Consider the following 15,013-nt stretch of genomic DNA (forward strand, 5'->3'; position numbering starts at 1 on the left):
CAAATCACGAATATTCTAAACAAATCATAACGTATTATACGTCTTTATTCAAGCGTTTCTCGCTCTCCTAATAAACGTACCGCATATACTTGTTCACAAAATCCTTTTAATCCGTTATAAATGCGATGCATTCGCGAATCATGGTGTACAAGTCCGAATACAGTTGGACCACTTCCACTCATTAGTACAGCATCTGCTCCAAATCGTTTCATCTGCGCTTTAATACGAGCAACTTCGGGATGCATCTTAAATGTTACATCTTCTAAGACGTTACCAACAGTATCACAAATCCCTTTGTAATCCCCGGCATTGATGACATCAACCATTTTATCTACATTTGGATGTGTAACTCGATTTAGTTTTAAATTTCCATACACATCAGCAGTAGATACACCAATATGTGGCTTCGCTAAAATAACCCAACAAGAAGGTGGCGTTTTTATATGCTCAATTCGCTCTCCTCTTCCAGTGGCAATTGCTGTCCCTCCATATACACAGAACGATACATCTGATCCAATTTCTGAGCCAAGCTCTGCTAATTCGTCAATTGTAAGCCCTAAATTCCATAATTTATTAAGACCACGTAATGTCGCTGCTGCATCACTACTTCCACCTGCTAATCCAGCTGCTACTGGAATCGTTTTTTCAATAGTAATAGATACACCTTTTTTCACATTAAACTTCTCTTTTAATAATTTCGCTGCTTGATAAGCTAAATTTCGTTGGTCGTCTGGGACATACCGATTATGGGATAAAATTTCAATACGGTCTTCTGCTAATTCCATTAGTTCTAAACGATCCGCTAAATCAATTGTTGTCATAATCATTTTCACTTCATGATATCCGTCTTGTCTTTTTCCCAGTACATCTAACGACAGATTAATCTTTGCTGGTGCTTTCACTAGTAGCTTCAATCTATTCACCCACTCTATGTACTCAATCTTTTATCGTTTATTTTACCATAAATTTATAGTAAGACGATGACACTTCCCTAATTATAACGAAAAGCATTCAGAATGAAACTACTTATGTAAAATGATGGCACCTTTCAGAGTACAAAAAGCCGAGGAATCTCTCCTCGGCTACCGTAGCATAGAAAGTAATCTTACAACTACTGGTTTTGTTTCATTAATTGCTGTTCTGCAATTTCTATAGCGCGTTTCACCATATTACCAGCATCTTTCGCACGAATTCCGCCCCATCCTTCTTTCTGAACAACATCATAAAAGCCCAGCTCTTTTGCTAGCTCTTCTTTAAACTGGTTTGACATGACACCTCTTCGTCTACTCAATGCAGAGTCCCCCCTTATTTTGCTACGGTATAATTAGTATGCAAAATAATATAACTTTTCATTTGTGGGAATATATGTAACGACACATGAGTTATAAAATAATTTCATTATGGGGTTCACCATAAAATGTTAACTCTACCGTCTCTGTTAAAACATCTGCATAACTATAAGATACACGTTGCAATGCATCTTCTTGTTGGTCTAACTGTACAACAAACACAGAACGATAAGTTTCCGCAAGTACACCTGATTGCTCCACTGTTTTTCTTCTTCCGCTATTCGCCTTTAACATAAGTCGCTGTCCAAGATGGTGATCTAATTCGCTTTTAATTTCATCTAAACGTTTTGACATATACCTTGCTACACCTCGCTGTAATTTAGATTGAACACTTAAAACACGATATATCTATCCCAATTATTAACCGCAATTCACAGACTATATCATTATAAAAGCATCATGCGTTCGAATAGATAGAAGAAATACTATATTGTAAAAGTATCATTGTATAGTCTTTACGCTCTTACCACTTTTTATCCAAATTCATTTCATTCTCTTACGCATAAAAAAGCAAGATACGTATGTACCTTGCTTATTCTTCATAATGTTGGAAGGGTAATCCTGTTCGTAAAATCCCTCTCGTTTCAATTCCACCTAGTCCTTTTTCACCAGTAATCGTATTACGTACAACATCCCATACATTTACTCTCTCCATAAATGAAGTGAAGCTAATTTTACCAACCACATACACAGGGTCTAGTGCATGAATGTTAATCCTAGACGGAGAACTAGCAAAGTTAGCACCCGCTCGAATTAACGCCTCGAAATGCGATTGACACGCCCCAGCAAAAATAACGAGTTGATCCAATGATGGATATTTTTTTCGTACTTCTCGGACAGCCTGTACAAAATGCCTTGAATGCCTATATGCTGCTAAATCTCCCTTTACCCCTTTGGATTTTGTATAGGCATCGTGTCCTGTAATAACTAAAATGTCTGGGCGGAAATGATCTATTAAGTCTACTACCTTTTCGTGCATCTCTGTTTCCTTACAATGAACACCTTGTACAGGAACACCAATTTTATTATATAGGTCTAAGCACTTGCGCAAATACAAAGGGTCCCCATCTATATGCAATACGCGTCCTGGCATTTGAAAGTAATTCACTTCACTTGTGTATCCACCAGTTGAAGTGTGTTCATGCCTTTGTTTCATCAATACATAATCTTGTTGAAATAAACGGTACGTGCGCTCCATTGTTTCTTTTTCACGCTTTACTCTTTTTTTATGTTCTCGTTGATCTATACTAATTAAATCTTCAAGCGGCGCATCTGCCACAAGTCTAATTTCCTCCCCAAACAATATAGCTATCTCGCCTTTTATTTCTATAATACGAAAAAGGATATCCCTATTATGAGAATATCGTTCCACTAATTCTCCAACATGTAAAGCCATTCTCCTACCTCCAAACTCGTTAGGCCATCTTACCTGTTTTTAAAGTATGAATTTAGGAAAGGAAAGGTGACAAAAGGGACAGCTCAAATTGAACTGTCCCTTTCATATCCTTATGATAACTTATGAAGAACTAATGCGTTACTTAATGTTGCAAACTCTTCGATAGATAGCGTTTCGCCTCTTCGCTTTGGATCAATTCCTACTTCTGTTAAAATTCGATCCAACAGCTCTTTATCTTTCGGGAAACCATTTAAATTATTCGATAAATTATTCATTAAAGTTTTACGGCGCTGTGCGAAACTTGCTCTTACTACTTCAAAGAAGAAAGTCTCATTTGTCACTTCTACAACTGGTTTCGGACGCTTTAGAAGACGGATAATCGCAGAATCAACATTTGGTTGTGGTACAAACACTGTACGCGGTACAGTCATAACCGTTTCTACCTCTGTATAATACTGAATAGCAATTGATAAAGAACCATATTCTTTCGTTCCAGGTTTAGCAGCTAAACGATCTCCAACTTCTTTTTGCATCATAACAACAAATCCACGAACCGGTAATTTTTCTTCAAGCAATTTAAATAAAATTGGCGTTGTAATATAGTATGGTAAATTAGCTACTACCATTACATCTTGTCCTTCTTCAAATTGCTCACTAAACACTTCGTGTACATCTGCCTTTAGTACATCTTTATTTATAACTGTAACGTTACTATATGGAGCTAACGTCTCGTCTAAAATTGGTAATAATCTTTGATCAATTTCAAAAGCCACCACTTTTTTAGCACGCTTCGCTAACTGCTCTGTTAACGCACCGATACCTGGTCCAATCTCAATTGCACCACTTTCTGAACCGATTTCTGCGTGATCAACAATACGATTTAATACATTTGTATCAATTAAGAAATTTTGTCCTAAACTTTTTTTGAATGAGAATCCATACTTTTCAACAATGTCTTTCGTACGATTCGGCGTTGCGATATCTTTCATTTCTTTTCCTCCTGTATTACTTGTTTATAAGCTTCTGCAAACGTCTCTTTTGAAACTTGAAACATCTGTAAACGTTTATGTAACTGTTTTGCATTTGTATAACCAATCTTTAATAGCTTACCCATTCTTTCTCTGCGACTCTTTGCCATTTCTCCGCCCACTAAGCCTGCATCGACTAGATCACTCCAACTAATTTCACTTGTGTAAGCTTCCATTTCTTCATGTATATTCTCTAAAGCACGGCGAATCGATTCATTAGAAGCGTGTTCAATTCCAACACCTTTTTTTCTTTTAGCAAGCGCTTCTTCCTTCGGTAAGAAAGCATGCTTACATCCAGGTACCTTGTCAGAAATGATTTTTCGAATACGCTCTCCTGGATAATCCGGATCTGTAAAAATAATAACGCCTCGTTTTTGCTGCGCTAATTTAACTTGCTCAATAACATGATCACCGATTGCTGAACCGTTCGTTTCAATTGTATCCGCATCAACAGCACGCTTAATTGCAACTGTATCATCTTTACCTTCTACAACGATAATCTCTTTAATTTTCATGCTTGCCTCCACACTCATTTCGTCTCTACTTAGTAAAACAAAAAAATGACGACTTTTCCATTATTATTTTCCCCATTCTTACATTTTAAAAAATAGACTGGTACAAACTTTGTTCTCTCTCCTTATTGTAACACTTCCTCATTTCCCCTTATCTTCTCTTTCACTTCTACTATTTCTTTTCTCAAAAAATAAAAAAGAATGGGTTCTCCCATTCCTTTTTTATTCAACACCAAATAAAGCCTTTGCATTTTTTGTTGTAACTTCTGCTACTTCCTCATAAGAAATCCCTTTTAAATTCGCAATTTCTTCTGCTACAAGCTTTACATAACTCGGTTCATTTCGCTTCCCTCGAAATGGATGTGGTGTTAAATATGGACAATCCGTCTCTATTAACAATTTCTCTAAAGGAATCTCTACTGCAACTTCTTTCGGTTTCTTAGCATTTTTAAATGTAACCGGTCCACCTAATGAAATTAAAAAGTTCATATCAACACATCGCTGTGCTACTTCGACACTACCGCTAAAGCAATGCATAATACCTCCTACTTCAGCCGCATTCTCTTCCTCTAGAATATCAACAATATCTTGAGTTGCATCACGATTATGTATAATGATTGGTAATTTCACTTTTTTAGCTAATGCAATTTGTTTACGGAATACTTCCTTCTGTATTTCTTTAGGAGACTTATCCCAGTGATAATCTAGTCCCATTTCTCCAATTGCAACGACTTTAGGATGTGAAGCTAATTCTTCTAACCAAGCTAAATGTTCTTCTTTCATGTCGATAGCATCTACAGGATGCCATCCAACTGCAGCGTAAATAAAATCATAAGCCTCAGCTAATTCAATCGCTTTTTTTATCGTTACTTCATCAAATCCAACAACAACTGTATATGTAACTCCAGCTTCTTTCATTCGTGCAATAACTTCTTGTAAATCTTCTTCAAACTGCTCTGCATTTAAATGTGAATGTGTATCAAACAACATAATAAATAACTCCTTTTATATTGAAATCAATTCTATCATAGAGAAAAACGATTTTCTTTCTAACTCAACGATAACAATACTACAATTTTAATGCAAAAAAAGGAAATTTAAAAAGAAAAAAGACGCTTCACACATGTTACACGTGAAACATCTCTTTTCTTGCCTTAATTACTTGATTTTTGTACCATTCGGAAGATTTTGGTCGATTGTTGCTAATGACAATACTCCATTCTCTTCACCCGCTAAAATCATACCTTGTGATAATTCACCGCGTAATTTTACAGGTTTTAAGTTTGTTACACAAATAACTTTTTTACCTTGTAAGTCTTCCGGAGAATAGAATTTTGCGATACCTGAAACAACCTGGCGCTTTTCTGTACCTAAATCAAGCTGGATTTTTAACAGCTTATCTGCTTTTTTTACAGGTTCAGCCGATATTACTTCAGCTACTCGTAATTCTACTTTAAAGAAATCATCAATTGTAATTTCTTCTGCCTGCGGTTCTTCTTCTTTTTTCTCTTCTACTTTAGGCGCAGAGCTCTTCATTTGTTCTTTAATATACTCTACTTCTACTTCCATTTCCAAACGAGGGAAAATTGGGTTTCCTTTTTCTACTTTTGTTCCACCTGGAATACATCCAATTGTAGATAGGCTTTCCCAAGATTTATGTGCTTCTTCAGTAAGACCAAGTTGAGCAAACATCTTGCTTGGTGCTACTGTTAAGAATGGCATAAGCATAATACCTGTTTGACGAAGTACTTCTGCTAAATGAGCCATTACAGAAGCTAACTTTTCACGATCATTTTCATCCTTCGCTAATACCCACGGTTGTGTTTCATCAATATATTTATTCGTACGGCTAACCAATTGCCAAATTGAGCTTAGCGCTACAGAGAATTCCATATTTTCCATTGCGTCTTCTACTTTTTGCAATGTATCTTTTGCAAACGTTACTAACGTTTCATCGAATTCCGTTACATTTGCTTTAAATGCAGGTATTTCTCCGTTAAAGTACTTATCAATCATAGCTACTGTACGATTTAATAAGTTACCTAAGTCATTTGCTAAATCGAAGTTGATACGTTCAACAAATCCTTCTGGTGTGAATACACCATCAGATCCGAACGGAACTTCTCGAAGTAAGTAATAACGTAATGCATCTAATCCGTAACGATCAATTAATGTAACTGGATCTACTACGTTTCCTTTTGACTTACTCATTTTTCCATCCTTCATTAAAATCCAGCCATGAGCAAAGACCTTTTTCGGAAGAGGTAAATCTAATGCCATTAAAATGATTGGCCAATAAATTGTATGGAAACGAACAATTTCTTTTCCGACTAAATGCACATCTGCCGGCCAGAATTTCTTATACATCTCTTCATTTTCTGTTCCATAACCTAATGCTGTAATGTAGTTAGATAATGCATCAACCCATACGTAAATAACATGTTTTGGGTTGCCTGGAACACGAACTCCCCAATCAAATGAAGTACGAGAAACTGCTAAATCTTCTAATCCTGGTTTAATGAAGTTATTAATCATTTCATTTTTACGAGACTCTGGCTGAATAAAATGTGGATTATCTTCATAGAACTTTAATAGTCTGTCGACATATTTACCCATTCTAAAGAAATATGATTCTTCACGAACAAGTTCTACATCATGACCACTATCTGGACTTTTTCCTCCAACTACTTTGTCACCTTCCATAATTGGATCTACTAATTGATGCGCTGTATAGAATGTTTCATCTTGTACAGAATACCAACCTTCATATTCATCAAGATAAATATCACCTTGGTCTACTAGTTGCTTGAAGATCTTTTCGACAACATCTTTGTGACGATCTTCAGTTGTGCGAATAAAATCATCATAAGAGATATCCATTTTCTCCCAAAGCTCTTTAATTCCTGCAACAATATTATCCACGTATGCTTGTGGTGTCACATTTAACTCTTCTGCTTTCTTTTGGATTTTCTGCCCATGCTCATCAGTTCCTGTTAGATAATGAACATTGTAGCCTTGCATACGCTTATATCGTGCCATTGCATCTCCTGCTACTGTCGTATAAGCATGTCCAATGTGTAACTTTCCACTTGGATAATAAATTGGGGTAGTAATATAAAAGGACTTATTTTCCTTTGTCATTGTTTTGGACCTCCCGAATAACCTCATATGTATTTATAAATAGTATATCAAAAACTCATATATAAAGTGAAACTTTAATCCGTAGGGGTGTTTATCCCCCACAAATTATTAACTCTCACTAATCAAGCTTTTACGAGCAGCCCGACTCCAACTTAACTTCTTTGCTCCAACCGCATTTTAAAGCGGGAATCTTATTGCTCGTTAACGCGGGACAAACACCAGTTAATGCTACATATCTTTATCATCTATTACTCATATTCAAACAAAATATACAACCCTACTTTTAAATAAATATATTTTTCAGAAAATAATTGCAAAAATTACTCCCATTCTATTATATATAAGAAGTAAGAAATCTATAAATCTTTTTAAAAAATATAGAATTTAAGAATTGACGGAAATGTAAATGATTGGTATCATATGTCCATAGGGTATTTTGTCGAAAAATGACGAATCAAAAAAATAGACTCGAAACTTATAAACTATTTATTTAGGAGGAAAAGAATTATGAAATCTACTGGTATTGTTCGTAAAGTTGATGAATTAGGTCGTGTTGTAATTCCAATCGAATTACGCCGTACTTTAGGTATTGCAGAAAAGGATGCACTTGAAATCTATGTTGATGACGAAAAAATCATCTTAAAAAAATATAAACCAAACATGACTTGCCAAGTAACTGGTGAAGTATCTGATGGTAACCTATCTTTAGCTGAAGGTAAAATTATCTTAAGCAAAGAAGGCGCTGAGCAAATCTTAAACGAACTTCAAGATTATATCGAAACAGCAAAATAAGCTTCTCAATTATGAGAAGCTTATTTTTTATCGACATGATAGATTTGATATACATCGCGTTTCGACAAATCCCGATCTTTAGCGACTGTTTTTATCGCCTCTTTTGAATTCATGCCTTTTTCATTTATATAATGTTCAATATGATCATATACTGAAATAGATTCCCACCATTGTTCTTCTGGAGCAGGTTCTTCCGTTGAACCAGCTACTAAAATGCAAAACTCACCACGAACTTCATTTTGCTTCGTCCATTCAATTGTTTCTTCGATTGTTCCTCGAATAAATTCCTCAAACTTTTTCGTTAACTCTCGACATAATACAATTTCTCTATTGCCTAACACTTCTTGCATCGAGATTAAAGTGTCATCTAGACGATGAGGTGCTTCATAAAACATCATTGTAGTTTGCACATAGCGAAGTTTTTCTAATTCCATTTTTCTTTCCTTTTTATTTCTTTGTAAAAATCCATAGAAATAAAACTGCTTTGTTTCAAGACCGGATGCAATTAACGCTGTAAGGGCTGCATTTGCCCCAGGAAGCGGAACCACATGATATTGCTCAGCTACGGCCTCGACAACAATATCGTAGCCTGGATCGGAAATACACGGCATACCAGCATCACTAACAAGCGCTATATTCTTCCCTTCCTCTAGCTTCTCTAATATTTTCTTTCCACTTACTTCTTTATTATGCTCATGGTAACTCATGACAGGTGTTTCAATTTCGAAATAATTACAAAGTTTTTTTGTTTGTCTTGTATCTTCCGCTGCAATAACATCTGCCTCTTTTAAAATCCGAATTGCACGAAATGTCATATCTTCTAAATTTCCAATTGGAGTAGGTACTAGATATAACATCCCCTTTTCATTTTGTTGAAAGCTTTTTTGCTGCCACATAGCGTTCTCCTTTTTGCATATATTCTTCTTTTTGTTTTCTCGTTAACTGCTTAAAATGATATTCAGCCTGCATAGCTGTTCGTTTATCCTCATGATTCTCTACATACCTTAAAACAACTGGAAGTCTAGCACGTGTATATCTAGCACCTTTTCCACTATTATGAGTCTGAATCCGTTTTTCTATATGATTTGTATATCCAGCATAATAACTTCCATCAGAACATTCCACCACATAAAAACAATGCTTATTCTTCTCCATATAAAATTGAACGAATCTCCTTTGTATATTCGTTATTTTCTTCGTATACAAAAAGAGGCGGTAGGATTTTCAAATCTGCGTTCCCATCCTTAATTCCTTCAATTAACAATGTATTTGCTTCCTTACCTGCCTTAGGATAAACAAATCGCACACGCTTTGGCTCAATTTTGTATTTACGCATTAATGTAACAATGTCGAGTAAACGACCTGGGCGATGTACAAATGCTACTTTCCCGCCTTGTTTTACTAGCTGACTACTTGCGGATACAACATCTTCTAACGTACACATAATTTCATGACGAGCTATTGCTAAATGTTCATTCATATTTTTCTCAGACGTTTGAGGTGTTTGAAAATAAGGAGGGTTACACGTAACAACATCATATTGATGGCGCCCAAGTTTCTCTGGCATATCTTTCAAATCTCCATGTATGAGGTGAATTCTTTCTTCTAGCTTATTGTATTGAACACTTCTTATTCCCATATCATATAAACGTTCTTGAATTTCCACACCTGTAATATTCCCTTTTGTTCTCGTGCTTAATAGAAGGGGAACAACCGCATTGCCTGTGCACAAATCAAGTAAATTTCCTTTTTGAATTGGCACCCAAGCAAAATCTGCAAGTAAAACGGCATCTAAAGAGAAATTAAACACCGATGGGCTTTGTATAATCTTCATATCTTGCGCTAATAAATAATCTAAACGTTCATCTTCGTATAAATTCATATATTACTCCTTTTCTTACACTTAACCTACCCTATTTCATCTTCTACTAATATACAAATACATTTTGTTCTATTCTCATGTATAAAAAATTACCTTTCCAATTATAATTGGAAAGGTAATTTCACTTTTTATTTAAAAATGACAGACAGAATAAACAATCTCCCTCTTTACGTACACTTCCATAATGTAGATTGCAAATATGGAAACCTTCTTGATATAGTCTTGCTAAATTGTCATAGCCTTCACCAATATCCGTCTTCGGCTTCACTTCTTTACGTTTTTGAGCTTTTTGTTTTTCTTTATTCTGCACTTCTTCAAAACGGTGTCGCAAATTTTCATTTTCCATTTTTATATGTTGATTTTCTTCCAACAACTCTGCAAGATGTTGTTTTAATTCACCCAACTGTTTATATAAATGTCCAATTTGCTCTTCCATACTAGAAACCGATGCAAAAATATCTTTTTTCTCCACAAGCACCCACCTCATTAATCTGTGGTTTGACTCGAAACGACCCCTTTATTCACTAACTCATCTAACGTATATTCTACTATCCGTTCCTTGTCTACTAGCTCCACTTGAATTAATCTTTCTAAAATATTTAATCCGATAACACGGCCAGTACCATGTGGTGTTTGTATACGTTGATCTAAATCAGGAAGTTGTTCCTTTGCTGCCTCATATTCATCATTCTCATATTTTAAGCAACACATTAAGCGACCACATAAACCAGAAATTTTTGCAGGATTTAATGATAAATTTTGATCCTTTGCCATTTTAATGGATACAGGTTCAAAATCTCCTAAAAAAGTAGAACAACAAAGCATACGACCACATGGACCAATACCACCAAGCATCTTCGCTTCATCACGAACACCAATTTGTCTTAGTTCAATTCTCGTCCTAAAAATTGCCGCTAAGTCTTTCACTAGTTCGCGGAAATCAATCCGACCATCTGCAGTAAAGTAGAAAATAATCTTATTACGATCGAACGTATACTCTACATCTACAAGTTTCATATCTAGATTATGCTCTACTACCTTTTGTTGACAAACTTGATATGCCTCTTTCGCAGCATGTTTGTTCTCGTCAACAATGGTACGATCATTTTCATTTGCGATACGAATAACCTTTTTTAACGGTAATACAACATCGTTTTCATCAACTTGCTTTTTGGTAATAACTACTTTTCCGTATTCAATACCTCTTACCGTTTCTACAATTACAAACTCATTCTCAGAGATATCGAACTGATTCGGATCAAAGTAATATACCTTGCCGGCCTTCTTAAAGCGAACACCTACTACATCATACAAAACGGTCATCCCTCCTGCAACCGCAACACTAACTGTTCGAACACAAGCTGCGCATTTACATTAGCGTTGATTCTATTTTTTGCCTCTAATATATTAAAGAGAGCTGATACAATGCGCTTCTGAGCATAGGAAAAAGATTCAAACATCTCTTTCTGCTCATGAAAAACAAGACGATCTTCTTCTCCAAGTTGAACATATAATAAATCCTTATAAATAAGGAGCAACATATCTAAACCTTGCTGTAACTGTTCTTTCTCTCCAAAGTGTTTTCCCCATTTTTCTTGTACAAAAAAAATAGAGGCTTTATCTTTTTCGAGCGCTTCACATAATTTTATCACTAAAGTTCGTGCTTGTGCAAACCATTCATCATTACATAAAGCTAAAGCTTCATCAAAACTATTCGTAAGCTGTGCAGCTAGAGTTGATAAAGAGGATGTAATGCCTTCATCCTGTAATCTTCTACTTAAAGACTCCGTAGGTAACGGTCTAAATGTAACAACTTGACAGCGGGATAAAATCGTATTTAAAATTTGATGACTTTGTTCAGTAAGTAAAATAGCTGTTGTATCACTACTCGGTTCCTCTAAAAATTTCAATAGTGTATTCGCCGCATTTGCTGTCATACGATCTGCATGCTCGATAATATAAACTTTTTTATTTGCCTCTAATCCTGTTTTTGAAAATTCTTCCTGTAAATCATGAATTTGCTGCTTTTTAATAGATAATCCATCTGGTTTTACAATATGTAGGTTAGGGTGGTTACCTGAGTCAATTCGTTTACAATTTGTACATACATGACATGGTTCTACCCCATTCCTTTGAGAGCAGAGGAAACTCTTTGCCATTTGAATCGCTGTTGCAAACTTCCCTGTTCCTTTCCCTCCTTCTAACAAGTAAGCGTGGGATATACGCTCTTTTGCAATGCTATTCATCAACATTTTTACACCGATGGGCTGTATAGCAGAAAGCTGCTCCCACGTCTTCGTCATAATGCATACCTCACTTATTTCATTCTTTCCTTCTATTATAACAATTTATCTTCTATAATCTGAACAACTTCTTCTATAAGTTTTTCCATTGGTTGATCAGCATTTACTAATACAATACGATCAGAAAAACGTTCTACAACTTGTAAATACCCTTCACGTACACGTTTATGGAAAGAGATATCTTCCATATCTAATCGATTCACTTCACGCCCTGCATCTTTTTCAATGCGCGCTAAACCAACCTCTGGTTCAATATCTAAGTAAATTGTTACACTAGGCATACAGTCTTCTGTTGCGAAGCGATTTATTTCAAATACTTTATCCATTCCTAAGCCTCTTGCATATCCTTGATACGCTAAAGAGCTATCTATAAAACGATCACATAATACAAGATAGTTCTCATTAAGTGCTGGCATAACTTTTTCTACTAAATGTTGTCTACGTGCAGCAGCATAAAGAAGCGCCTCTGTACGTGCTTCCATCATCGTATATTCTTGTTTATGTAGAATTGTTCTAATATCTTCAGAAATTGCTATACCACCTGGTTCTCTCGTCGCCATTACCTTTTGTTCTTTTTGCTCAAAGTATGGTAATAATTTTTTAATTAACGTTGTTTTACCCGAACCTTCTGGCCCCTCAATTGTTACAAATAATCCCTTCATCCTAAAACCTACTTTCTATATCATACACTTTCATATCTTTCGTGCTACCTTGAAAACGAGCTCCTGTTTTCTCTAAATACATAATTTGTTCTTTATGTTCTGAAGTAATTCTCTCTCCATACATAATCAATGGAATTCCAGGCGGATACGGAATTATCATTTCCGCCGCTATCATCCCTACCGCTTCTTCTATAGGTACTACTTTTGTTTTGTATCCTTCTAATTGTTTATACGTATACGGTAAAGGAGAGGATTCTCTTTTATAAGTATAACGAATAGATTCGTTCTTGTCTTTCACCTCATAATGTTCCAACGCAACTCGAATTATCTCTATAGCCCTCATGTACTCCTCTTTTGCTTGTAGAGGTAAAATAAGTAGGACATTATATGGATCTGCCATTTCTGTATATATTTCGGCCCTTTCAAATACAGACTGTAATTCATACCCTGATAACTGACAACGAGTTTGTACAGTAATCTTTAAATCATCTTGCAACGGGTATTGTAAAACAGCTATTTGCGAAATGGAACACAATCCTTTTTTAAATTTCCGTAAAAACTCGACAATTTCATCATGACCTTTTTCCTTTATACTTGCTAGTGTAAAGCGCGCTATATCAAGTGAAGCCATAATTGGATATGACGGACTACTAGATTGTAGCATACTCAAATAAGCAGAAACTCTTTCTTCATTCACTAAATGACTATTTATATGTAAATAAGATCCCATTGTCATTGCAGGTAATGTTTTATGTGCAGAATGAACCACAATATCTGCACCATATGCTAATGCTGACTTTGGAAATGGTTCCCCTAAGCAAAAGTGTGCTCCATGAGCTTCGTCTACTAAAACAGGGATTTTATGTGCATGTGCATAAGCAATACTTGCTTCTAAATCTATCCCCATACCATAATAATTAGGATGCGTTAAAATGAGGGCTTTAGCATTAGGATATCTTTTAATTGCCCCTTTAATAACTTCATCACCAATTCCTACTGGTACGTTATATGCCTCATCAATCCATGGGTCTAGAAAAATTGGATTCGCACCCGCTAGTTTTAATCCATTAATGATTGATTTATGACAATTTCTTTGTACAAGGACAATATCACGCTCACCGCAGCAAGATAAAATCATTGCTAGATTTCCGACCGTTGAACCATTAATTAAAAAATAACTTTTTTCCGCACCATATACATCAGCTAATAATTTTTGTGCTTCATCTATACATTCAAACGGACTATGTAAATCGTCTAACCCTGTTAGTTCGGTTACATCAATGGATAGTATATCTTTAAACTCCCCAATGGCTTCCTGAGGGAAGTTTAGACCATTCTTATGACCTGGAACATGAAAGGACAGTGGTTCTCTTTCTTTAAACTCTATTAACGCCTCATATAAAGGCATACGCTTTTGATTCATATCTATCTCTTCCTTATTATTCATTCTGTATCTATTATACAGATATTAAGGCAAAAAAAAATAATAGGCAGATGCCTATTTATAAATATGATACTTCTAACTTCCGAAGCTGTTTTAAATAATGTATATATTTTGGATCATCTGTCTCAGTACTCACCATATCTTTTTCACATTCATGACATATCAAATTATTATAAACATATATACCTTCTTCTCTTTTTGTCTCACAAACAATGCAAATTTCACTTTGTAATTTCATAACCTTCCCTCCCTGTATTTAAATAAACATATTTGATACCTCTATTCCTTAACAATTTACAGAAAAATATACATCCATCTCTTATATAATATGATTTACTCTTGGGCAACGTGTTTGTATTACCATTACTTCTTTTATGCACTGTTTAACAATACAAAAAAAACACAAGTCAAAAGACTTGTGTTTTAGTTGCTTGGCGACGTCCTACTCTCACAGGGACAAGGTCCCAACTACCATCGGCGCTAGAGAGCTTAACTTCCGTGTTC

At 35.4% G+C, this 15,013-nt stretch carries 18 protein-coding genes; 1 reads left to right on the forward strand and 17 read right to left on the reverse strand.

Annotated features, from left to right (window positions below; all coding sequences use genetic code 11):
* Positions 1-44 precede the first annotated feature (44 nt).
* From ispE to metG, 8 genes are all read right to left on the reverse strand, one after another.
* Entirely contained in the window at positions 45-914 is an 870-nt protein-coding gene (ispE, locus tag JDS95_RS26590) for a 4-(cytidine 5'-diphospho)-2-C-methyl-D-erythritol kinase (protein ID WP_000772089.1), read from the reverse strand.
* Positions 915-1,111: 197 nt separating this feature from the next.
* Positions 1,112-1,291 (reverse strand): acid-soluble spore protein SspF, encoded by a 180-nt coding sequence (gene sspF, locus JDS95_RS26595; RefSeq protein ID WP_001985066.1) that lies wholly within the window; start codon positions 1,289-1,291, stop codon positions 1,112-1,114.
* A gap of 91 nt (positions 1,292-1,382) precedes the next feature.
* Positions 1,383-1,643 carry a biofilm formation stimulator Veg gene (gene veg / locus JDS95_RS26600; RefSeq protein ID WP_000044348.1) on the reverse strand — a complete coding sequence of 87 codons (261 nt, stop codon included), beginning with the start codon at positions 1,641-1,643 and terminating at the stop codon, positions 1,383-1,385.
* A 238-nt stretch (positions 1,644-1,881) separates the two neighbouring features.
* Complete coding sequence (yabG, locus tag JDS95_RS26605; RefSeq protein ID WP_001173740.1) at positions 1,882-2,745, reverse strand: sporulation peptidase YabG; 864 nt, start codon at positions 2,743-2,745, stop codon at positions 1,882-1,884.
* Between the two features lie 110 nt (positions 2,746-2,855).
* On the reverse strand, positions 2,856-3,734 hold the full coding sequence (gene rsmA, locus JDS95_RS26610; protein WP_000651557.1) for a 16S rRNA (adenine(1518)-N(6)/adenine(1519)-N(6))-dimethyltransferase RsmA: 879 nt from the start codon (positions 3,732-3,734) through the stop codon (positions 2,856-2,858).
* Positions 3,731-4,288: a ribonuclease M5 gene (gene rnmV / locus JDS95_RS26615; RefSeq protein WP_000692838.1), complete on the reverse strand. Its 558-nt coding sequence runs from the start codon at positions 4,286-4,288 to the stop codon at positions 3,731-3,733. Before rnmV ends, rsmA begins: the two co-directional genes overlap by 4 nt.
* Positions 4,289-4,507: 219 nt before the next feature.
* On the reverse strand, positions 4,508-5,275 hold the full coding sequence (locus JDS95_RS26620) for a TatD family hydrolase (protein WP_000895828.1): 768 nt from the start codon (positions 5,273-5,275) through the stop codon (positions 4,508-4,510).
* Between the two features lie 168 nt (positions 5,276-5,443).
* Positions 5,444-7,426: a methionine--tRNA ligase gene (gene metG, locus JDS95_RS26625; protein ID WP_000159673.1), complete on the reverse strand. Its 1,983-nt coding sequence runs from the start codon at positions 7,424-7,426 to the stop codon at positions 5,444-5,446.
* 507 nt (positions 7,427-7,933) lie between these two features.
* Between metG and JDS95_RS26630 the strand changes: the two genes are divergently transcribed.
* On the forward strand, positions 7,934-8,218 hold the full coding sequence (locus JDS95_RS26630; RefSeq protein WP_000843036.1) for an AbrB/MazE/SpoVT family DNA-binding domain-containing protein: 285 nt from the start codon (positions 7,934-7,936) through the stop codon (positions 8,216-8,218).
* 20 nt (positions 8,219-8,238) lie between these two features.
* Here JDS95_RS26630 and rsmI read toward each other — a convergent pair whose 3' ends face one another.
* The 9 genes from rsmI to JDS95_RS26675 form a co-directional block, all read right to left on the reverse strand.
* Positions 8,239-9,114, reverse strand: coding sequence for a 16S rRNA (cytidine(1402)-2'-O)-methyltransferase (gene rsmI / locus JDS95_RS26635; protein ID WP_000267797.1), 876 nt, complete (start codon positions 9,112-9,114; stop codon positions 8,239-8,241).
* Entirely contained in the window at positions 9,083-9,373 is a 291-nt protein-coding gene (locus JDS95_RS26640) for a GIY-YIG nuclease family protein (RefSeq protein ID WP_000414346.1), read from the reverse strand. The genes rsmI and JDS95_RS26640 overlap by 32 nt, the downstream gene beginning before the upstream one ends.
* Complete coding sequence (locus JDS95_RS26645; RefSeq protein ID WP_001055362.1) at positions 9,360-10,100, reverse strand: tRNA1(Val) (adenine(37)-N6)-methyltransferase; 741 nt, start codon at positions 10,098-10,100, stop codon at positions 9,360-9,362. The genes JDS95_RS26640 and JDS95_RS26645 overlap by 14 nt, the downstream gene beginning before the upstream one ends.
* Before the next feature lie 121 nt (positions 10,101-10,221).
* The gene (gene yabA / locus JDS95_RS26650) at positions 10,222-10,572 is read right to left on the reverse strand and encodes a DNA replication initiation control protein YabA (protein WP_000412058.1); all 351 of its coding nucleotides are present in this window, start codon (positions 10,570-10,572) and stop codon (positions 10,222-10,224) included.
* Positions 10,573-10,586: 14 nt separating this feature from the next.
* Complete coding sequence (locus JDS95_RS26655; protein ID WP_000272428.1) at positions 10,587-11,414, reverse strand: PSP1 domain-containing protein; 828 nt, start codon at positions 11,412-11,414, stop codon at positions 10,587-10,589.
* Positions 11,415-11,419: 5 nt separating this feature from the next.
* Positions 11,420-12,403, reverse strand: coding sequence for a DNA polymerase III subunit delta' (holB, locus tag JDS95_RS26660; RefSeq protein WP_000169572.1), 984 nt, complete (start codon positions 12,401-12,403; stop codon positions 11,420-11,422).
* Between the two features lie 35 nt (positions 12,404-12,438).
* Positions 12,439-13,065, reverse strand: coding sequence for a dTMP kinase (gene tmk, locus JDS95_RS26665; protein ID WP_000677213.1), 627 nt, complete (start codon positions 13,063-13,065; stop codon positions 12,439-12,441).
* 1 nt (position 13,066) lies between these two features.
* Positions 13,067-14,488 (reverse strand): aminotransferase class I/II-fold pyridoxal phosphate-dependent enzyme, encoded by a 1,422-nt coding sequence (locus JDS95_RS26670; RefSeq protein WP_144467648.1) that lies wholly within the window; start codon positions 14,486-14,488, stop codon positions 13,067-13,069.
* Positions 14,489-14,567: 79 nt separating this feature from the next.
* Positions 14,568-14,747 (reverse strand): sigma factor G inhibitor Gin, encoded by a 180-nt coding sequence (locus JDS95_RS26675; RefSeq protein ID WP_000776275.1) that lies wholly within the window; start codon positions 14,745-14,747, stop codon positions 14,568-14,570.
* Positions 14,748-15,013 lie beyond the last annotated feature (266 nt).

The organism is Bacillus cereus group sp. N24 (assembly GCF_016483345.1).
Classification (GTDB): Bacteria; Bacillota; Bacilli; order Bacillales; family Bacillaceae_G; genus Bacillus_A; species Bacillus_A toyonensis.

Excerpts from the sequence above, each read along its gene's own strand:
- veg (WP_000044348.1), bottom strand. The coding sequence starts at position 1,643 with ATGTCAAAACGTTTAGATGAAATTAAAAGCGAATTAGATCACCATCTT.
- yabG (WP_001173740.1), bottom strand. The coding sequence starts at position 2,745 with ATGGCTTTACATGTTGGAGAATTAGTGGAACGATATTCTCATAATAGG.
- rsmA (WP_000651557.1), bottom strand. The coding sequence starts at position 3,734 with ATGAAAGATATCGCAACGCCGAATCGTACGAAAGACATTGTTGAAAAG.
- rnmV (WP_000692838.1), bottom strand. The coding sequence starts at position 4,288 with ATGAAAATTAAAGAGATTATCGTTGTAGAAGGTAAAGATGATACAGTT.
- JDS95_RS26620 (WP_000895828.1), bottom strand. The coding sequence starts at position 5,275 with ATGTTGTTTGATACACATTCACATTTAAATGCAGAGCAGTTTGAAGAA.
- metG (WP_000159673.1), bottom strand. The coding sequence starts at position 7,426 with ATGACAAAGGAAAATAAGTCCTTTTATATTACTACCCCAATTTATTAT.
- JDS95_RS26630 (WP_000843036.1), top strand. The coding sequence starts at position 7,934 with ATGAAATCTACTGGTATTGTTCGTAAAGTTGATGAATTAGGTCGTGTT.
- rsmI (WP_000267797.1), bottom strand. The coding sequence starts at position 9,114 with ATGTGGCAGCAAAAAAGCTTTCAACAAAATGAAAAGGGGATGTTATAT.
- JDS95_RS26640 (WP_000414346.1), bottom strand. The coding sequence starts at position 9,373 with ATGGAGAAGAATAAGCATTGTTTTTATGTGGTGGAATGTTCTGATGGA.
- JDS95_RS26645 (WP_001055362.1), bottom strand. The coding sequence starts at position 10,100 with ATGAATTTATACGAAGATGAACGTTTAGATTATTTATTAGCGCAAGAT.
- holB (WP_000169572.1), bottom strand. The coding sequence starts at position 12,403 with ATGACGAAGACGTGGGAGCAGCTTTCTGCTATACAGCCCATCGGTGTA.
- tmk (WP_000677213.1), bottom strand. The coding sequence starts at position 13,065 with ATGAAGGGATTATTTGTAACAATTGAGGGGCCAGAAGGTTCGGGTAAA.
- JDS95_RS26670 (WP_144467648.1), bottom strand. The coding sequence starts at position 14,488 with ATGAATCAAAAGCGTATGCCTTTATATGAGGCGTTAATAGAGTTTAAA.
- JDS95_RS26675 (WP_000776275.1), bottom strand. The coding sequence starts at position 14,747 with ATGAAATTACAAAGTGAAATTTGCATTGTTTGTGAGACAAAAAGAGAA.